The sequence below is a fragment of the Pseudomonas sp. NBRC 111139 genome, from assembly GCF_001753955.1.
GTDB classification, from domain to species: Bacteria; Pseudomonadota; Gammaproteobacteria; order Pseudomonadales; family Pseudomonadaceae; genus Aquipseudomonas; species Aquipseudomonas alloputida.
On sequence record NZ_BCBP01000099.1, the window covers coordinates 1 to 16784 of the forward strand.

Annotated in this window: 15 protein-coding genes and 1 pseudogene; all 16 read right to left on the reverse strand. The window is 61.8% G+C overall.

Annotation, left to right across the window (positions count from 1 at the left end):
• Window positions 1-103 (reverse strand): annotated as a pseudogene (locus BJQ17_RS27725) (anti-anti-sigma factor); the annotation flags it as partial.
• A gap of 307 nt (window positions 104-410) precedes the next feature.
• Window positions 411-863, reverse strand: a complete 453-nt coding sequence (fliJ, locus tag BJQ17_RS27730; protein ID WP_003254427.1) for a flagellar export protein FliJ — start codon at window positions 861-863, stop codon at window positions 411-413.
• Between the two features lie 6 nt (window positions 864-869).
• The gene (gene fliI / locus BJQ17_RS27735; protein WP_054889680.1) at window positions 870-2225 is read right to left on the reverse strand and encodes a flagellar protein export ATPase FliI; all 1356 of its coding nucleotides are present in this window, start codon (window positions 2223-2225) and stop codon (window positions 870-872) included.
• On the reverse strand, window positions 2215-3006 hold the full coding sequence (fliH, locus tag BJQ17_RS27740; RefSeq protein ID WP_070096904.1) for a flagellar assembly protein FliH: 792 nt from the start codon (window positions 3004-3006) through the stop codon (window positions 2215-2217). Before fliH ends, fliI begins: the two co-directional genes overlap by 11 nt.
• A gap of 162 nt (window positions 3007-3168) precedes the next feature.
• Window positions 3169-4188, reverse strand: coding sequence for a flagellar motor switch protein FliG (gene fliG / locus BJQ17_RS27745; RefSeq protein ID WP_003254434.1), 1020 nt, complete (start codon window positions 4186-4188; stop codon window positions 3169-3171).
• Window positions 4181-5959, reverse strand: coding sequence for a flagellar basal-body MS-ring/collar protein FliF (gene fliF / locus BJQ17_RS27750; RefSeq protein WP_004577671.1), 1779 nt, complete (start codon window positions 5957-5959; stop codon window positions 4181-4183). Before fliF ends, fliG begins: the two co-directional genes overlap by 8 nt.
• A 15-nt stretch (window positions 5960-5974) precedes the next feature.
• A complete protein-coding gene (gene fliE / locus BJQ17_RS27755; protein ID WP_003254438.1) occupies window positions 5975-6307 on the reverse strand; it encodes a flagellar hook-basal body complex protein FliE in 333 nt (110 codons plus the stop codon).
• Between the two features lie 263 nt (window positions 6308-6570).
• The gene (locus BJQ17_RS27760) at window positions 6571-7926 is read right to left on the reverse strand and encodes a sigma-54 dependent transcriptional regulator (RefSeq protein ID WP_003254440.1); all 1356 of its coding nucleotides are present in this window, start codon (window positions 7924-7926) and stop codon (window positions 6571-6573) included.
• Window positions 7926-9143 (reverse strand): PAS domain-containing sensor histidine kinase, encoded by a 1218-nt coding sequence (locus BJQ17_RS27765; RefSeq protein ID WP_004575775.1) that lies wholly within the window; start codon window positions 9141-9143, stop codon window positions 7926-7928. The genes BJQ17_RS27760 and BJQ17_RS27765 overlap by 1 nt, the downstream gene beginning before the upstream one ends.
• Before the next feature lie 202 nt (window positions 9144-9345).
• Window positions 9346-10821 carry a transcriptional regulator FleQ gene (fleQ, locus tag BJQ17_RS27770; protein WP_003254443.1) on the reverse strand — a complete coding sequence of 492 codons (1476 nt, stop codon included), beginning with the start codon at window positions 10819-10821 and terminating at the stop codon, window positions 9346-9348.
• Window positions 10822-10989: 168 nt separating this feature from the next.
• Window positions 10990-11283, reverse strand: coding sequence for a flagellar protein FliT (locus BJQ17_RS27775; RefSeq protein WP_070096905.1), 294 nt, complete (start codon window positions 11281-11283; stop codon window positions 10990-10992).
• A 16-nt stretch (window positions 11284-11299) separates the two neighbouring features.
• The gene (gene fliS / locus BJQ17_RS27780) at window positions 11300-11701 is read right to left on the reverse strand and encodes a flagellar export chaperone FliS (RefSeq protein ID WP_019438376.1); all 402 of its coding nucleotides are present in this window, start codon (window positions 11699-11701) and stop codon (window positions 11300-11302) included.
• 127 nt (window positions 11702-11828) lie between these two features.
• On the reverse strand, window positions 11829-13217 hold the full coding sequence (fliD, locus tag BJQ17_RS27785) for a flagellar filament capping protein FliD (protein ID WP_060538978.1): 1389 nt from the start codon (window positions 13215-13217) through the stop codon (window positions 11829-11831).
• An 83-nt stretch (window positions 13218-13300) separates the two neighbouring features.
• Entirely contained in the window at window positions 13301-13657 is a 357-nt protein-coding gene (locus BJQ17_RS27790; RefSeq protein ID WP_070096906.1) for a flagellar protein FlaG, read from the reverse strand.
• Between the two features lie 76 nt (window positions 13658-13733).
• Window positions 13734-15158 (reverse strand): flagellin, encoded by a 1425-nt coding sequence (locus tag BJQ17_RS27795; protein ID WP_070096907.1) that lies wholly within the window; start codon window positions 15156-15158, stop codon window positions 13734-13736.
• A gap of 393 nt (window positions 15159-15551) precedes the next feature.
• On the reverse strand, window positions 15552-16481 hold the full coding sequence (locus BJQ17_RS27800) for a ketoacyl-ACP synthase III (protein ID WP_003254453.1): 930 nt from the start codon (window positions 16479-16481) through the stop codon (window positions 15552-15554).
• Window positions 16482-16784 lie beyond the last annotated feature (303 nt).

Sequence of the window (16784 nt, forward strand, 5' to 3'; positions counted from 1 at the left end):
CGTAGGCGTCGCGAAACTCCTGATGCTTGCCGAAATCGAAGCGCCCCTTGATCTTGATGGTCAGCTTTTTCCCGTCCTGCGAAAAATCAGTCTCGACTGCCATGCTAGCGATTCCTTCGATGATGGCGGATGCAACTGCTCTAAGGTTTAGCAGGCGATGGTGGGGGTGGCAAGCGGATGCAGGCTCGTGGCTTTGATGGCCTGTACGGCCTCTTCGCGGGTAAACCCGCTCCTACATCAATCGGTGGTATCGCCCAATACCGTGGTAGGAGCGGGTTCACCCGCGAATAGGCCGGACCTGCCAGCCAACATACCCGGTCATACACCGTCGCAGCCGCCACCGCATTCGCGGGCAAGACCTCGCATTTGTTTCGGGCCAATTATTCCGCTGCAAGGCCTGCGGCGAACACCTATAGATGGTTTTGCCGCGGTAGGCGCTGCGACAGCTCATCCAGCAAGCGCTGCTCACGCTTGTCTTCAGCGCGCCGGGCCTCGTCCTGGTAGCGCTGTACCAGCTTGCGCAAACCTTCCACCCGGGCATAGGCCTGCTGCCAGGTACCCCGGGCGTTATTGAGGTTGTTCTGGTGCCAGACCAGGCTTTGCCGCTGCTGGGTCATGGCCGTTTCCAGCTGCCCCAGAAAACGCTGATAATTGACCAGCCAGCTGCCATTGACCCCTTGCCCGCCGCGGTTGATCCACTGCAGCTGGTAATCCTCGCGAAAGCGCTCCAGCTCGGCCAGCTTGGCTTGGGCCGTGGCCACCTGCTGCTGGAAATGACCAAGGCGCTGAGCCGCCTTGCGCTCGGCTTCTTCGGCCATGTCCACCACCGGCGCCAGGCGCGCGGCACGTCCGGGCAGCGCCATGGCTTATCAACCTGCCGGGGGCGTGAAAATTGCCCCCAGCTGTTCGCGGCTCTGCGCCATGCCCACATTCTCGCGCAGGCCTTGGCGCAGGAACTCAACCAGCTTCGATTGCAAGGCAATGGCCAGGTCGGTCTCCGGATCACCGCCGGCCACGTAAGCCCCCACGCTGATCAGGTCGCGGCTTTGCGACAGGCGCGACCACAGTTGCTTGAACTTCTGCGCCTGGCGCAAGTGGTCGGCATCGACCACTTGGGGCATGACCCGGCTGATCGACGCTTCGATGTCGATGGCCGGGTAATGGCCCTCCTCAGCCAGCCGACGCGACAGCACAAAGTGGCCGTCAAGCACGCCCCGCGCCGAGTCGGCGATCGGGTCTTGCTGATCGTCGCCTTCAGACAGCACAGTATAGAACGCAGTGATCGAACCACCGCCAGGCTCGCCATTGCCTGCCCGCTCCACCAGCTTGGGCAGCTTGGCGAACACCGATGGCGGGTAACCCCGGGTGGCCGGTGGCTCGCCGATGGCCAGGGCAATTTCCCGCTGGGCCTGGGCGAAACGGGTCAACGAGTCCATCAGCAACAGCACATTCTTGCCTTTGTCGCGGAAGTACTCGGCAATGCGTGTGCAATACATGGCGGCGCGCAGGCGCATCAGCGGGGCATCGTCGGCCGGCGAAGCCACCACCACCGAGCGCTTGAGGCCCTCTTCACCGAGGATGTGCTCGATGAACTCCTTCACCTCGCGCCCCCGCTCACCGATCAGGCCGACCACGATGATTTCGGCTTCGGTGAAGCGGGTCATCATGCCCAGCAGCACCGATTTACCCACCCCGGTACCGGCAAACAGGCCCAGCCGCTGACCACGGCCGACGGTAAGCAGGCCGTTGATACTGCGAATGCCCACATCCAACGGCTTGCTGATAGGGTCGCGGTTGAGCGGGTTGATCACCGGGCCGTCCATCGGCACCCAGTCCTCGGCCTTCATCCCGCCCTTGCCATCCAGCGCACGGCCGGCGCCGTCGAGCACCCGGCCCAGCATGCTCATGCCCATGGGCAGGCGGCCGCCGTCATCCAGCGGCACGACCCGGGCCCCCGGGGCAATCCCGACGATGCTGCCCACCGGCATCAGAAACACCTTGGGCCCGGCAAAGCCCATGACTTCGGCCTCGACCTGCACCGGGTGATAACTGTCATCGTTGATCACCAGGCAGCGGCTGCCCACTGCTGCGCGCAGGCCTTCGGCTTCCAGGGTGAGGCCAACCATACGCAGCAAGCGGCCTTCGACGATGGGCTGGGCAGGCAGCTCGATGGCCTCAGCGTAAGAGCCGAGGCGCTTGCCGAAACTGGTGCGTTCAAGGTGCATCTGGGCTGTCCACGGCACGCTCGGCCGGCGCGTCCAGGTCTATCGTCATGTCTGGCGCCGCCGGGTGCAGGGAATGGTCGTGCAACTGGTCGAACAGCTGCGCCACCGCTTTTTCGATACGCGTTTCCATGGTGGCATCGATACGGCTGTGGGCCGTCTCGATGCGGCAACCACCCGGTAGCAGCGCGCTGTCTTCCAGCAGCCGCCAGTTCTCCTCATGGCGTTCGCGCAGGGCCTTGGCCAGCTCGAAATCCTGCGGGTTGAGGTGGATGCGGATATTGTCCGCGCCCATGGGCAGCAGCTTGAGCGCTTCGCGCAGCACCTGAGTGATCTGGCTGGAATCGTTGCGCAGCTCGCGGCCAATCACCTGACGGCTCATGTGCGCGATCAGGTGCACCAGGCTTTTCTCGATCTGCGTGTCCTGCTCGGCGATCGGCTCCATCAGGTTGGCCATCAGCCGCTCGAGGCTTTCCAGCTTGGCCTTCAGGGCCTCTTCGGCCTCCTGGCGGACTTTGAGCTGAGTGCTGTGGAAGCCCTCGCGCTCCCCGGTGGCGAAGCCCTCGTTGTAGGCCTCCTGACGGATGGCTTCGAGCTCTTCCAGGGTCAGTGGCTGGACTTCTTCCAGCGGCACTTCCTCGACTTCCTCGATGACCTCGGGTTCCGGCTCTGGCTCGGGCGCAGGCTCCGGTTCCGGGTCGAAGCTGGGCAGCGTCCACACGTCCACGCCCTCGAGGTCGCGGGCGCGGATCAGGTCGCTGGGGTGGTGTTCTTTGGTGGGCATGCTGTCATGTTCTCAAACCATGTTCGGCCGACACGGTCCCTTGTAGGAGCGGGTTCACCCGCGAATGCGTCGGCAGCGACAACCTCGATTGCCAGGGCCGACGCCTTCGCGGGTAAACCCGCGCCTACAAAAGGCGGCGTCGGCCATGGGATCGCGAATACCTTAGATCATTTCCTCGGCGCCCTTGCCGCCAAGCACGATCTCGCCGGCCTCGGCCATACGCCGGGCAATGGTGAGGATTTCTTTCTGCGCGGTTTCCACGTCGCTGACCCGTACCGGCCCTTTGGCCTCCAGATCGTCGCGCAGCAACTCCGAAGCACGTTTGGACATGTTCTTGAAGATCTTGTCCTTGACCCGCTCGTCGGCGCCCTTGAGCGACACCACCAACACGTCGGAGGACACTTCGCGCAACAGCGCCTGGATGCCCCGGTCGTCGACGTCGGCCAGGTTGTTGAAGACGAACATCAGGTCTTCGATCTGCTCCGACAGGTCGCTGTCGATTTCGCGGATCGCGTCCATCAGTGCGCCTTCCACCGAGCTGTCGAGGAAGTTCATGATGTCGGCCGCCCGCTTGATGCCACCCAGGGTGGTACGCGCGGCGTTGGAGTTGCCCGAGAACTGCTTCTCGAGAATCTGGTTCAGCTCCTTCAGCGCCGCGGGTTGCACGGTGTTCAGCGATGACACGCGCAGGACGATGTCCAGGCGCACCTTGTGGTCGAAGTTGCTCAGCACTTCACCGGCCTGGTCCGGGTCGAGGTAGGCGACCACGATGGCCTGGATCTGTGGGTGCTCGTAGCGGATCACGTCGGCCACGGCACGCGGTTCCATCCACTTGAGGCTGTCCAGGCCACTGGTATTGCCGCCGAGCAGGATGCGGTCGACCAGGCCGTTGGCCTTGTCCTCGCCCAGGGCCTGGTTGAGCATCTTGCGGATGTACGCATCAGAACCGACGCCCAGGCTGGTCTGGTCGCCGACGATGTCGACGAACTCGCTCATCACCTGTTCAACCTGGTCACGGTGCACATTGCCCATCTGCGCCATGGCCACACCCACCCGCTGCACTTCCTTCGGGCCCATGTGCCGCAGCACCTGGGCCGCATCGGTCTCGCCCAGCGAGAGCAGGAGGATCGCCGCCTTGTCGACGCGGCTCAGCTTGGCGGTAACGGCTCGGTTATCACTCATCGGCGTTGATCCAGTCTTTCACGACCTGGGCCACACGGCCCGGGTCTTCGGCCACCAGGCCTTTGATTGCGTTGAGCTGTGCCTCGTAACCCTCGCTCGGGCTAGGCAGCAGAATGCTTGTCGGGCCACCCAGGCTGACGCGGTCGTTGGCCAGTTCGCCATCCAGACCCATCATGCCGCCCAGCTCCATGTCGCTGTCCGGGGCAGCCTGCTTGCCGCCCCCGGTAATGTTGTTCAGCACTGGCCGCAGCACGCCGAACACCAGCACCAGGATGAACACCACGCCCAGCACCTGTTTGACGATATCCCAGAACCACGGCTGCTGGTAGAAGGCGATATCGGCGATTTCCTCGCCACGGTCGGCGGCGAACGGCACGTTGATCACCGTCACGCTGTCGCCACGGCTGGCATCGAAGCCGACTGCGTCCTGCACCAGGCGGGTAAAGCGCGCCAGGTCTTCGGCACCCCATGGCGCCCGCGTGGTATCGCCAGTGGCCGGGTCGATCTTGACCTGGTCGTCCACCACCACCGCTACCGACAGGCGGGTCATGCGCCCCTGCTGCTGGCGGGTGTGGCTGATGGAACGGTCCAGCTCGAAGTTCTTGGTGCTTTGCTGACGTTTGTCTGACGGGTACGGCGCGAGCATCGGCTGACCGGTGGCCGGGTCCATGATCTGCTGACCATTGGCATCCACCAGCGGTTGGCCAGGCTGAATGGCAGCAGCCGGGGTAGCCGCGCCACCAGTGGTCTGCGGTGCCGAAGCGGCGCCTGGCGGCTGGTTGCTCAGCGCGCCAGGCACGCCTTGCGGGCCTTGGCTGCTGGCACGTTGTTCGTCGACCGACTGCTCGCTGCGCAACGCCGGCTGGTCGGGGTTGAACTGTTCGGAGGTGGACTCGACCGCGCTGAAGTCGAGGTCGGCGGACACTTCGGCCTTGTAGCGGTCGTTGCCCAACACCGGCTGCAGAATGTTGTGCACACGCTGGGTGAGCATGCCTTCCACCCGGCGGCTGTAGTCGAACTGCTTGCCGGCCTGGGTCAGCGCCGAATCCTGAATCTGTTCGGACAGCAGGTTGCCTTTCTGGTCGACGACGGTGACCTGGGATTTGTCCAGTTCCGGCACGCTGGTGGCGACCAGGTTGACGATGGCCATCACCTGCCCGGCTTCCAGTGCACGGCCTGGGTACAGCTCGACCAGTACCGAGGCGCTGGGCTTGCGTTCATCACGCACGAACACTGAACTTTTCGGGATGGCCAGGTGCACGCGCGCGGCTTTGACGTTGTTGAGGCTGGAAACGGTACGGGCCAGTTCGCCTTCAAGGCTGCGGCGGTAGCGGGTGGCTTCCATGAACTGGCTGGTGCCCAGGCCCTGCTCCTTGTCGAGCAGCTCGAAGCCGACATTGCCGTCGCTCGGCGCCACGCCGGCGGCTGCCAGTTTCAGGCGCGCACGGGAGAGGTCGTCGGCCTTGACCAGCAGGGCCCCCGAGTTGGGCTCCACGTTATAGGGGATGTCAGCAGCGGCCAGGGTGTCCATGACCTGCTTGGTGTCCATGCCCGACAGGCTGCCGTACAACGGACGGTAATCGGGTTGTTGCGACCACAGCACCACGGCAAAGCCGATGGCCACGCTGGCCGCCAGGCCGACCATGAGGCCGATCTGGCGCAGCATGGGCATCTGCGAGATGTTTTCCAGAAACGCCATGCCAAACAGCGGCGGCTTGGCCGCTGGCGAGCCAGCTTTGGCGGGGGCGTTTTCGACGACTGCTTCAGCCATGGGTTACATCCGTCCTCAAACCGGCATCTGCATGATGTCCTGGTACGCCTGGACCAGCTTGTTGCGTACCTGGGTCATGGCTTGCATCGACACGCTGGCCTTTTGCGAAGCGATCATCACGTCAGTCAGGTCGACGCCGCTTTTGCCGATTTCGAACGCGTTGGCCAGTTGGGTCGAGGCCTGCTGCGTCTCATGCACCTTGCCGATGGCCTGGCCGAGCATGTCGGCGAAGGTGCTTTGCCCTGGCGCCAGCTCGGGGGCGGCAGTTACCTTGGGCAGCGACATGGCATCGGCCTGCATGGCCCGCATGTCCAACATCAGACGATTGAATTCAACACCTTGGCTCATGACCCTTCTCTCTCCTGCGGCCGCATTTTTTTGACACTCATGCGGCGAATGACCTACCTAAAGCAACAAAGGTGCCAGCCTTCGCGACTCATTTCCCAGGGCTCACACAATTCCTGTGGGAGCGGCCTTGCGTCGCGATAGGGGCGCGAAGCGGCCCCAGGACTTCAGCTCCGCCGCAAAGATCGCCGGGGCCGCTTTGCGGCCCTATCGCGACGCAAGGCCGCTCCCACGGAGGTCCGCGCCAGTTGCAGATGATTGGCCAGTCAGCCGAACAGGCTGGCCTCGACGTCAAACCCGGCATCGCGCATCTGCGCCAGCTTGTAGCGTAACGTCCGCGGACTGATCCCCAGGCGTTCGGCCGCTTCTTTGCGGCGGCCGCGCTCGGCGCGCAGGGTGTCGATGATCATCTGGTACTCGTGGCGACGCATGTCGTCCCCCAGGCCGCCGGCATCAGCAACCACCTCGAGAGATGGCTCGGTGCCAGCTGACAATGGAATGGCGCCTGCCAGACAAAAATCCGCCGCCTCGATCACGCCACCCTGCTGCAGAATCAACGCCCGCTGCAGGGCGTTGTCCAGCTCGCGCACGTTGCCCGGCCAGGCATAGGCTTGCAGGCAGGCCCGCGCCGCTGGCGAGAGGCGCACCGGGGCGTGCTTCATCTTGGCCACATGGCGCGCCAGCAAGCGCTCAGCCAGCTGCAGGATATCGCCCGGCCGCTCACGCAGCGGGCGCCAGGCCAGCGGAAACACTGACAGGCGGTAGTACAGGTCTTCGCGGAAGCGCCCGGCTGCCACTTCGCCTGCCAGGTCGCGGTTGGTGGTGGCCAGCACCCGAATGTCCAGGCTGATCGGCTTGCGCCCGCCTACCCGCTCCACCTCGCGCTCCTGCAGCACACGCAGCAGCTTGGCCTGCAAGGCCATGGGCATTTCCGAGATTTCGTCGAGCAGCAAGGTGCCGCCTTCGGCCTGCTCGAACTTGCCAGCCTGAGCCGCGATAGCACCGGTGAAGGCACCCTTCTCGTGGCCGAACAGGGTGGCCTCGAGCATGTTGTCGGGGATCGCCGCGCAGTTGATCGCCACGAACGGCTGCGCCGCACGCGGCGACTGCTGGTGAATGTAGCGCGCCAGCACTTCCTTGCCAGTACCGGACTCGCCGGAAATCAGCACGGTCGAGTCACTGCGCGCCACACGGGCCGCCAGTTCCAGCAATTGGCGGCTGGCCGGCTCGCAGGCCACCGGCCCCTCTTCGCCGGTCACACGCCCGGCGGCATGCCGCTCCACGAGGCTGAGCAGCGCCTTGGGCTCGAACGGTTTGACCAGGTAGTCGACGGCGCCTTGGCGCATGGCCTCGACCGCACGCTCGACGGCAGCGTGCGCCGTCATCAACAGTACCGGCAACTGTGGCTGCTGGCGGCGCAGCTGGCTGAGCAACTGGTGCCCGTCCATACCGGGCATGTTGACGTCACTGACCACCAGGCTGAACGCGTCATCCAGTACGGCCTCCAGCGCCTCTTCGGCACTGCCCACGGCCTGGTAGGCGAAACCGCCGATTTCCAGGGTATCGCCCAGCGCCTGGCGCAATACGCGGTCATCCTCGACCAGCAGCACCTTGATTGCCATTACACCCCCTCCGCCAATTGCCCGTCGATCAATGGCAGCTCTACCCGCACGCAGGTACCACGGCCGACCTTCGAGCGCAGGTTGATCGTGCCCTGGTGCGCACGCACCACCGCCTTGACCACGGCCAGGCCCAAGCCGGTGCCGGTGGCCTTGGTGGTGAGGAACGGCTCGCCCAAACGGCCGAGCAAGCCTGCATCGATGCCACTGCCGGCATCGCTGACGCACAGGTGCAAGCTACGTTCGCGGCGGTACAGGTGCACCTTCAGCCGTGCCGGGCCATCGCTGGCCTGCAGGGCATTTTCAATCAGGTTGAGCAAGGCACCGACCAGGGTGTCGCGGTTGCACAGCAGCTCACCCAGATGACTGTCGCACTGCCAGCGCACGGCGTGCCCCTGCACATGCGCCTGGGCCGCCTGCTGCAGGGCCTGGAACAGCGCTTTCGGGGTCACCCGATCCCCCAGCGGCAACTCGCCACGGGCAAACACCAGCATGTCGCGCACCTGGTGTTCCAGTTCGTGCAGGCGCTCCTTCAAGGTCGCGGCGAAGCGCTGACGGGTTTGCGCGCTCAGCGCTTGCTCGTTGTCGGCCAGGTGGCCGGCATACAGCATGGCTGCCGACAGCGGCGTGCGGATCTGGTGGGCCAGCGAGGCAACCATGCGCCCCAACGACGACAGCCGCTCGTGGCGAGCCAGCTGGTCCTGGAGGCGACGGGTTTCAGTCAGGTCGTTGAGCAGCACCAATTGGCCAGGCTCGGCATCCAGTGAGCGGGTGGCGATCGACAGGCGGCGACCGTCGCGCAGCGAGACTTCGTGGCCGTCGTCCTTGCGCGGGGCAAAGCTACGGGCGATTACCTGACGCCACAATTGACCGATCAGAGGCTCGCCGAGCAACTCGCAAGCAGCCGGGTTGGCTTCGCGCACAAGGCCCTGGCCATCAATCACGATCACCCCGCCGGGCAGCAAATCCAGCAGGTTCTGCAGGCGGTTGGCCAGGCGTTCCTTTTCACTCAGTTCGTCGATGCGCTGGGCGCTGACCACGGCCAGCTCCCCCTTGAGCTCACTGACCCGGGCTTCGAGCAGGCTGTAGGACTGGCTCAGTTGGCTGGACACCTGATTGAACAGGGCGAAGGCCTGCGCGATACCCTGGCCGCTGTCCTGCGCGACCGGGGTTTGCCCCTGCTGTTCGGGGGCTCGGGATACGTGGGCGGCCTGGGGCATCGTGCTCTCTCGCGTGGCTGACCGTCATAAAAACGGTGTGTTGCCAGCGATGTAGCAATAGCCGTGCCGGAGATAGGGATTTGTACCTGCCTCTTCGCGGGCACGCCCGCTCCCACAGGGATATCACCGAATTGAAGATGTGTATCGATCCTGTGGGAGCGGGCGTGCCCGCGAAGAAGCCGGCACAGGCAACCGCCAGGCGTCAATCCTCGGCCTGTTCCTCGCCACCCTGGCGGCTCATGCCGTACTTGCGCATTTTCTCGACCAGGGTGGTACGGCGAATACGCAAACGTTCAGCCGCGCGCGCAACGATACCGTTGGCATCGTCCAGCGCCTGCTGGATCAGCCCCTGCTCCAGGCTACCCAGGTAGTCCTTGAGGTCCAGGCCTTCGGGCGGCAGCATGGCGTGGTTGCTGAAATTGGGTGTGTGGCCATTGATCGCCACGCGCTCTTCCAGGTCGCTGCGCAGGCTGTCGACCATCTGCTCGTCTTCGTCATCGACATAGCGGAATTTCTTCGGCAGTTCCGACACGCCAATGACCCCGTACGGGTGCATGATCGCCATGCGCTCGACCAGGTTGGCCAGCTCGCGCACGTTGCCCGGCCAGCCGTGACGACACAGCGACATGATCGAGGCGGAATTGAAGCGAATGGAACCGCGCTTCTCGTGCTCCATGCGCGAAATCAGCTCGTTCATCAGCAACGGGATGTCTTCCACCCGCTCACGCAACGGCGCCATTTCGATAGGGAACACGTTCAGGCGGTAGTACAGGTCTTCGCGGAAGGTGCCGTCCTCGATCATGGTTTCGAGGTTCTTGTGCGTCGCAGCGATGATGCGCACGTCGATGCTCTGGGTCTTGTTGCTACCCACGCGCTCGAAGGTGCGCTCCTGCAGCACACGCAGCAGCTTGACCTGCATCGGCAACGGCATGTCGCCGATTTCATCGAGGAACAGGGTACCGCCGTTGGCCAGCTCGAAACGCCCGGCACGGCTGGTGATGGCCCCGGTAAAGGCGCCCTTCTCGTGGCCGAACAGTTCGCTCTCCAGCAGCTCGGCCGGGATCGCGCCACAGTTGACCGGCACGAACGGCGCTTCACGGCGCTTGGAATGGTAGTGCAGGTTGCGCGCCACCACTTCCTTGCCGGTGCCCGACTCACCCAGGATCAGCACGCTGGCGTCGGTATCCGCCACTTGCTGCATCATTTGCCGCACGTGCTGAATGGCACGGCTGGTGCCAACCAGGCTACGGAACAGATTGGGCTCGCGCTGGCGACCGCGCTCGCGCGCCTGGTCATACATTTCGCGGTAGACCTGGGCACGGTGCAGCGAGTCCAGCAATTGGCTGTAACTTGGTGGCATTTCCAGGTTGGACAGCACCCGGCGGCGAAGGTCTTCCGGCAGCTCGGCAGAAGAAATTTCACCTAAAAGCAGAACCGGAAGGAACTCATCCCAGGTAGCCACTGTCTTAAGCAGCCCAAGCAGATTGCCCGGAGCATTCACGGTGCCGATGAGCACGCACAGCACTTCGCGGCTCGAGGACAATGGCTCGACCGCCTGCTGCCAGTCATGGCTGGCACATGCGAGGTTTTCTTCGCCGAGGAAGTTCAGCACCACCGCAAGGTCGCGGCGGCGCGCGCTGTCGTCATCGATCAGCAGAATCTTGGTTTCACGCCACATGCAATAGCAACTTCCCTAGTCATATCGGCGCCCTGCAGGGGCGTGCTCGACATCATTCCGACTGAATGGTCAGTGTTCGGACGTCTGAAATTCGAAAACAGCCACTAGTAAAGTCAAAAAGGCCCTAACAGTCAAATTTATGGCGCCTTTTGTTAAGTTGTGCGCATCTTAACTGAAGAGATGGTAAACCTTCGATGCATTTTTCGCTTGATTGATCTGCATCATCTCTTCGGCAATTGCCTGGCGTTCACCGGTTGTCACATCGATCAGGTTGCGGTAGACCTGCAGCACCCCTTCCAGCTTCTCGCGCAGCAACGCCTGATCCATCGCATGGGCTTCCAGCACCTCGTCGATGCACGCGCGGCACGCCACATCCAGCTTGGCAATGGCCTCCCAGTCACGTTCACCCAAGGCCCCGATCAGGGCATCGCAGGTGTCATCGAGGCGTTGCAGTGCGGTCACGGTAATCTCCTTGCCATCAGCTGGCAGGCTGGGCGTCGGCAATGCCGTCCCAGCCACTTTTCACGGTAATCAGCAGCTGTGCAACTTCGTCGATAATGCTGGCATCGTTGTCCACATTGGCCTGCATCAGGCGATTGGTCATGTAGACGTAGAGGGCGTCGAGCTTTTCGACGTACTCCGGGTTTTCGCTTTTTTCAGGCGACAAGCCATCGCGCAAGCCAATGATGATGTCGATCGCCTTGCCCAGCATCAGGCCCTTTTCCGCAATGTCGCCACGCGCCATCGCCCCCTTGGCCTGCGCCATGCGATCGAGGCCGCCTTCCATCAGCATCTGCACCAGGCGATGGGGCGTGGCTTCGGAAATCTGGGCATGGGAATTGACCTTCTGGTACTGACGAAGGGCTCTCATGGGATTCATCTTGCGACCTCGTGACGGGCAGGCTTAAGGGGGAGATATTCCTTGTATCGGGCAGGTGGCGAAAAACTTTACCGACCGATGACATGAAGCCCGGCATCTTGCACGGACTTCATGCAAGGATCACGGATTAATCTTCGCTGTTCGCCTTGTTCAGTGCGTTGAGGGTGCTCAGCACTGAGTTCTGCTGCTGACGCAGCTGGGTGACCAGGGTATCCATGTTGTTGTACTTGTCCTGCAGGCTCTTCTGCAGGGCTTCCATGCGGGCATCCAGAGTATCCTGCTCGGTTTTGAGCTTGGTCAGGCTTTCGCTCAGGACCTTGGAGCGCTCGGCAAGGGTGCCGGTTGCGGCCTTGGCGAATGGATCAGTGACTTTTTGCAGGCGTGCCAGCAAGCCATCCTTACCATTGAAAATACTGGTCAGGTCTGCCGCGTTGGTGGAGGCAACCTTTTCCCACTTCTTGTCGTCCAGGCTAAGCGCACCGCCATCCTGGGCCGAAGTGACACCAAAGGCAGCGAGCGATTTCAAGGTACCGTTACCCGCTACCGCATTGAGCTCCTCACGAATGGAGGTCATCAACGTGCGCATGGTGGCATCACCCGTCAGCGCCGCAGCCGTCATGGTGCCATCAGCATTCTTGGTCACTTTGGTTTCGGCGTTCATCACCGTCAACAATGCGTTATAGGTATCGATGAAACCTTTGAGGCCCGACTTCAAAGTTGTGGGACTTGTTGTCAGGGAGAGGATGGTCGCCGTAGGCTCGCTACTGGTAGCGTTGATCGGTGAAACACCCACCAGCTTAATATTGAGACCACTGACAGCATCGGTAATGTCATTGGACTTGGACTTCATGGCAATGCCGTCCAGGGTGTACTCGGCGTCCGTCGGCTCATCGACAACGGTATAATCAGTATCGATGCCCGAATTGCCCGAAAGGGTAATGTCGGAGCCTTCACCCATTTTGGTCGAGGTGACGATCAGGCGAGAACCATTGGCATCCGTCAGCACGTTGGCACTAAGTCCCGCCACGCCGAACTGGCTATTGATGCTGTCGCGTACCTGCTGCAATGTGGCGCCGGCGGGAACACTGAGATCGAAGTCCTTGCCGCCCTGACGGATGGTCAGCGTAGTTGGCGTACTGCCGCTATTGACCACCGATCCCGCGCCATCTGCATACACTTTGGTCGAAACTTTTGATGCAGTCGCCAGCTTGTCGACGATCAGCTTGAAGGTGCCATTCGCAGCCCCAGTCCCCATGGTGACGGTCGCGACCTTTTCATCCGAAGACTTCAGGCTCAGGCCACCGAAGCTGTTGGAATCGGTCATATTGGTCAAGGCGCCGCGAAACGCATCGAGGGCGGCCTGGATCTTGCCGATAGAGGACAACGTGGTGGTTGCCTTCAGCGTTTGGGTATTGATCTGCGCCTGTTTCGGCGCCTTCTGCGCGGCCACCAGGGATTCGACGATCGCCTGGGTATCGATGCCCGAGCCAATACCGCTGACTGTTGTACCTGCCATCATTGCTCTCCTTGTTCAGTAGCTGCCGGATCCTTGGCGGATAAATCCATCAAATAGTCGACAGCAACAAAAATCATGCCAGCCTATGCCTGACCGTCGAACAGCAAGCTGCTGGCTTCACTGAGGCTCTGCGCCAATTTCAGCGCAGCTTCCGAGGGAAGTTGCCGGATTACCTCACCGGACTGGGTAGCAATCACCTTGACTACAATCCGGCCCGTGGAATCATCAATGGAAAAGTCCAGCTGGCGCTGGCTCGACTGGACGAAATCACGAATTTCGCCAACCGCTTTTTCCAGGTCCTCGCGCGAGTGCGGCTGATTATCGGATGCAGCGGCTTCCTGCACCCTGGCAGGCATAGCCGGGTCCCGCTCGCGATCAGCTCCTGGCACCTGGGGTAACACGGTTGGATACACCTGGTTCAGCTTGACACTCATGTCCATGTTTCGAACTCCTCATGTCAAAAAGGGTGAAAGGGCACGTAAACGCACCCTTTCACCCTTCACTCAAGCGCCTGAATTACTGAAGCAGTTTCAGGACCGACGATGGCAGCTGGTTAGCCTGCGACAGGATCGCAGTCGAAGCCTGCTGCAGAGTCTGCTGCTTGGTCAGCTCGGCAGTTTCCGAAGCAAAGTCCACGTCCTGCACGGTGGAGCGGGCAGCGGTGGAGTTCTTCTGGATGTTCTGCAGGTTGTCGACGGTGGTTTGCAGACGGTTCTGGGTAGCACCCAGGCCCGAACGGACGCTGTCGATGGAGCCGATCGCTTTGTCGATAACAGCCAGAGCGTTCTGGGCCTTGGTAGCATCGGTGACATTGGTTTCAGCGATAGTGGTCTTGGCCGACGAAACAGTGGCGCTACCGAACAGGGCGGTTACACCGGTACCAGCGTCGCTCAGCGAGTAGCCTTTAGCCGAGTCCAGAGAGATCTGGCCATTCACCACGATGGCAGCAGCGCCAAGGGCTGCGGGAGTAGCAAAGTTGCCAGAGCCGTCTTTGGCACCAATCATGATATTTGTTACAGCGTTGGCGTCAGCACCAGAGAAGCTCAGGTTTTCACCAGTGTCCGATTTGACACTCAGGCTCTTGTTCACTTCATCATAGTTAACACTGATACCCAGTTTGGCAGCGTTGGATTTCAACTGGTCGGCCAGGCTTGCCAAATCAGTTACGCCAACGAAGTCGACAGTACCGCTGCTGCCAACAGCCAGTTTGAAGTTAGAAGGAGTAGCGGCGCTAACATCCAGCTTGACTTCAGTGCTAGCGGTGGCGGTCAAGCCACCAATCGAACCATTCAAGTCAGCCGCGATGGTCTTGGCCGAAGCACCTGCGGCGTAAGTAACAGTCTTGCTCTCGCCGTTACCCGTAACTGTCATGCTGCCAGCAGTCAGGCCGGTCGCGCTTGGGGTGATCGCAGTGCTCTTGATCTGCTGAGAACCAATGTTGCTAGCCGCAACGTTATCCAGCGACAGGTTGATGGTTTCGTTGGCGTTGGCGCCGACTTGGATGGCCTTGGTGCCGTACGAACCGTCCAGCAGTTTCTGGCCACCGAAGGTGGTGGTGGTGGAAATACGGTTCAGCTCAGCGGTCAGAGCCTGGTATTCGTCGTTGTTCGACTTACGGTCGTCGGCGCTCAGCGAGCCAGTAGCCGAGGACAGGGCCAGGGTACGCATTTTCTGCAGGATGTCGGTCGAGGCCTGCATTGCACCTTCAGCGGTCTGGGCGATCGAGATGCCGTCGTTGGCGTTCTTCACAGCCTGGCCCAGGCCATTGATCTGGCTGGTCAGACGGTTGGCGATCTGCAGGCCGGCAGCGTCGTCTTTAGCGCTGTTGATGCGCAGACCCGAGGACAGACGCTGCATCGAAGTGGTCTGAGCGTTGCTCGCCTTGGTCAGGTTGCCCTGGGTGGTGATCGACGCAATGTTGGTGTTTACAGTTAAAGCCATGACGAAATCCTCGTTGGATGGGTACTGCGGCTTCCGGCCTTGGCAACCGCCGGATTGGCCTAGAGAACCTTCGTAATGGTTATCGTCGGGTGCGCGGGTTGCTTGAGGGTTTTTTCAAAAAAAAAATACTGGCATGGGGCCAGCCCTGAGAAATCAAGGGGTTAAGGGCGGTTTATTGGCGTCAAAAACTGTCCGAACTGGGGCTGAATGCCTCATCCCGTCTGTAGGAGCGGGTTCACCCGCGAACACCGGCGAAGCCGGTGCCATAGACCGAGCTGCCTTCTTCGCGGGTGAACCCGCTCCTACGACGGGCTGCGTCAGGCAGAAGTTTATTTTCGGCAGAAAAAAAGCGCCGGGCGGTGGCCGCCGGGCGCTTTTAGGGGCTGACTGGGATCAGTCGCGGTACAGGATGGCCGAGCCCCACGACAGGCCCACGCCAAAGCCACTGATCGCCACGCGCTTCCAGCTGCCATCGAGCATGTGCTTCTGCAGCAGCAGCGGAACACTGGAGGACACCGTATTGCCGGTTTCCAGCATGTCCTTGACGAACTTCTCCGGGTGTTGCTCTTCAAAGCGTCGCGCCACGGCGTCGACAATCGCCGCACTGCCCTGGTGGATGCAGAAGGCGTCGATATCCGACGACTTCAGGCCGCTGGCGTCCAGCAGCTCGTGCAGGTGCGCTGGCACTTTGATCAGGGCGAAGTTGAATACCTGGCGGCCGTTCATGAAGAACTTGCCGTCGCTGACTTTCAGGTGCTCGGCACCGGAACCATCAGTGCCGAAACGCGCCTGGCCCAGGTTCCACACCGCGTTTTCACCCATCCAGGTAGCGGTGGCGGCGTCGCCGAACAGCATGGTGGTGTTGCGATCTTCCGGGTCGACGATCTTCGAATACGGGTCGGCGGTGATCAGCAGGCCGTTCTTCAGGCCTGCCGCTTCCATGAAGCCTTTGATCGCATACAGGCCATACACATAGCCGGAGCAGCCCAGCGACACGTCGAACGCCGCCACGCGGGTAGACAGGCCAAGTTTGCTCTGGACGATGGCTGCGGTGTGCGGCAGGCCTTCTTCGTCGCCGTTCTGGGTGACCACGATCAACGCATCGATCGATTGCGGATCAAGGTCGGGGTTGCTGGCGAACAGTGCCTGGGCGGCCTCTACGCACAAGTCGGAGGTTTCTTGCTCTTCGGCCTTGCGCGGCAAGAACGACGCACCGATCTTGCCGAACATGAACTCTTCGTCCTTGCCGAACTTCGCACCCTGAACGTAGTTGTCCAGGCCAGCGGTGGGCACGTAACTCGCAATGCTTTTGATGCCAATCATTCTGGCTTCCCAATGAAAACAGCCAAAGACCACCACTCGATGAATTGAGGGCGCCAAATACCGGAGCGGCCACCGCCAGGGGTTGTAGCCAGGGCTCGCCTGCGCACCGGTAACAAAATGCTGCAACAGCTGCTGCATAGAATACAGGGAAGATGAGCGTTTTGACTCATTGGTCACATTGAAATGCTACGAAAGCCGTGGCGAGGGTGTGGGGACTGGGGAATTTGCGGAATGACCGGGCGGGCACTGGACCCCGAGTGATCAGCTTCGCAGCAGATATCGATGGGGCCGCTTAGCGGCCCC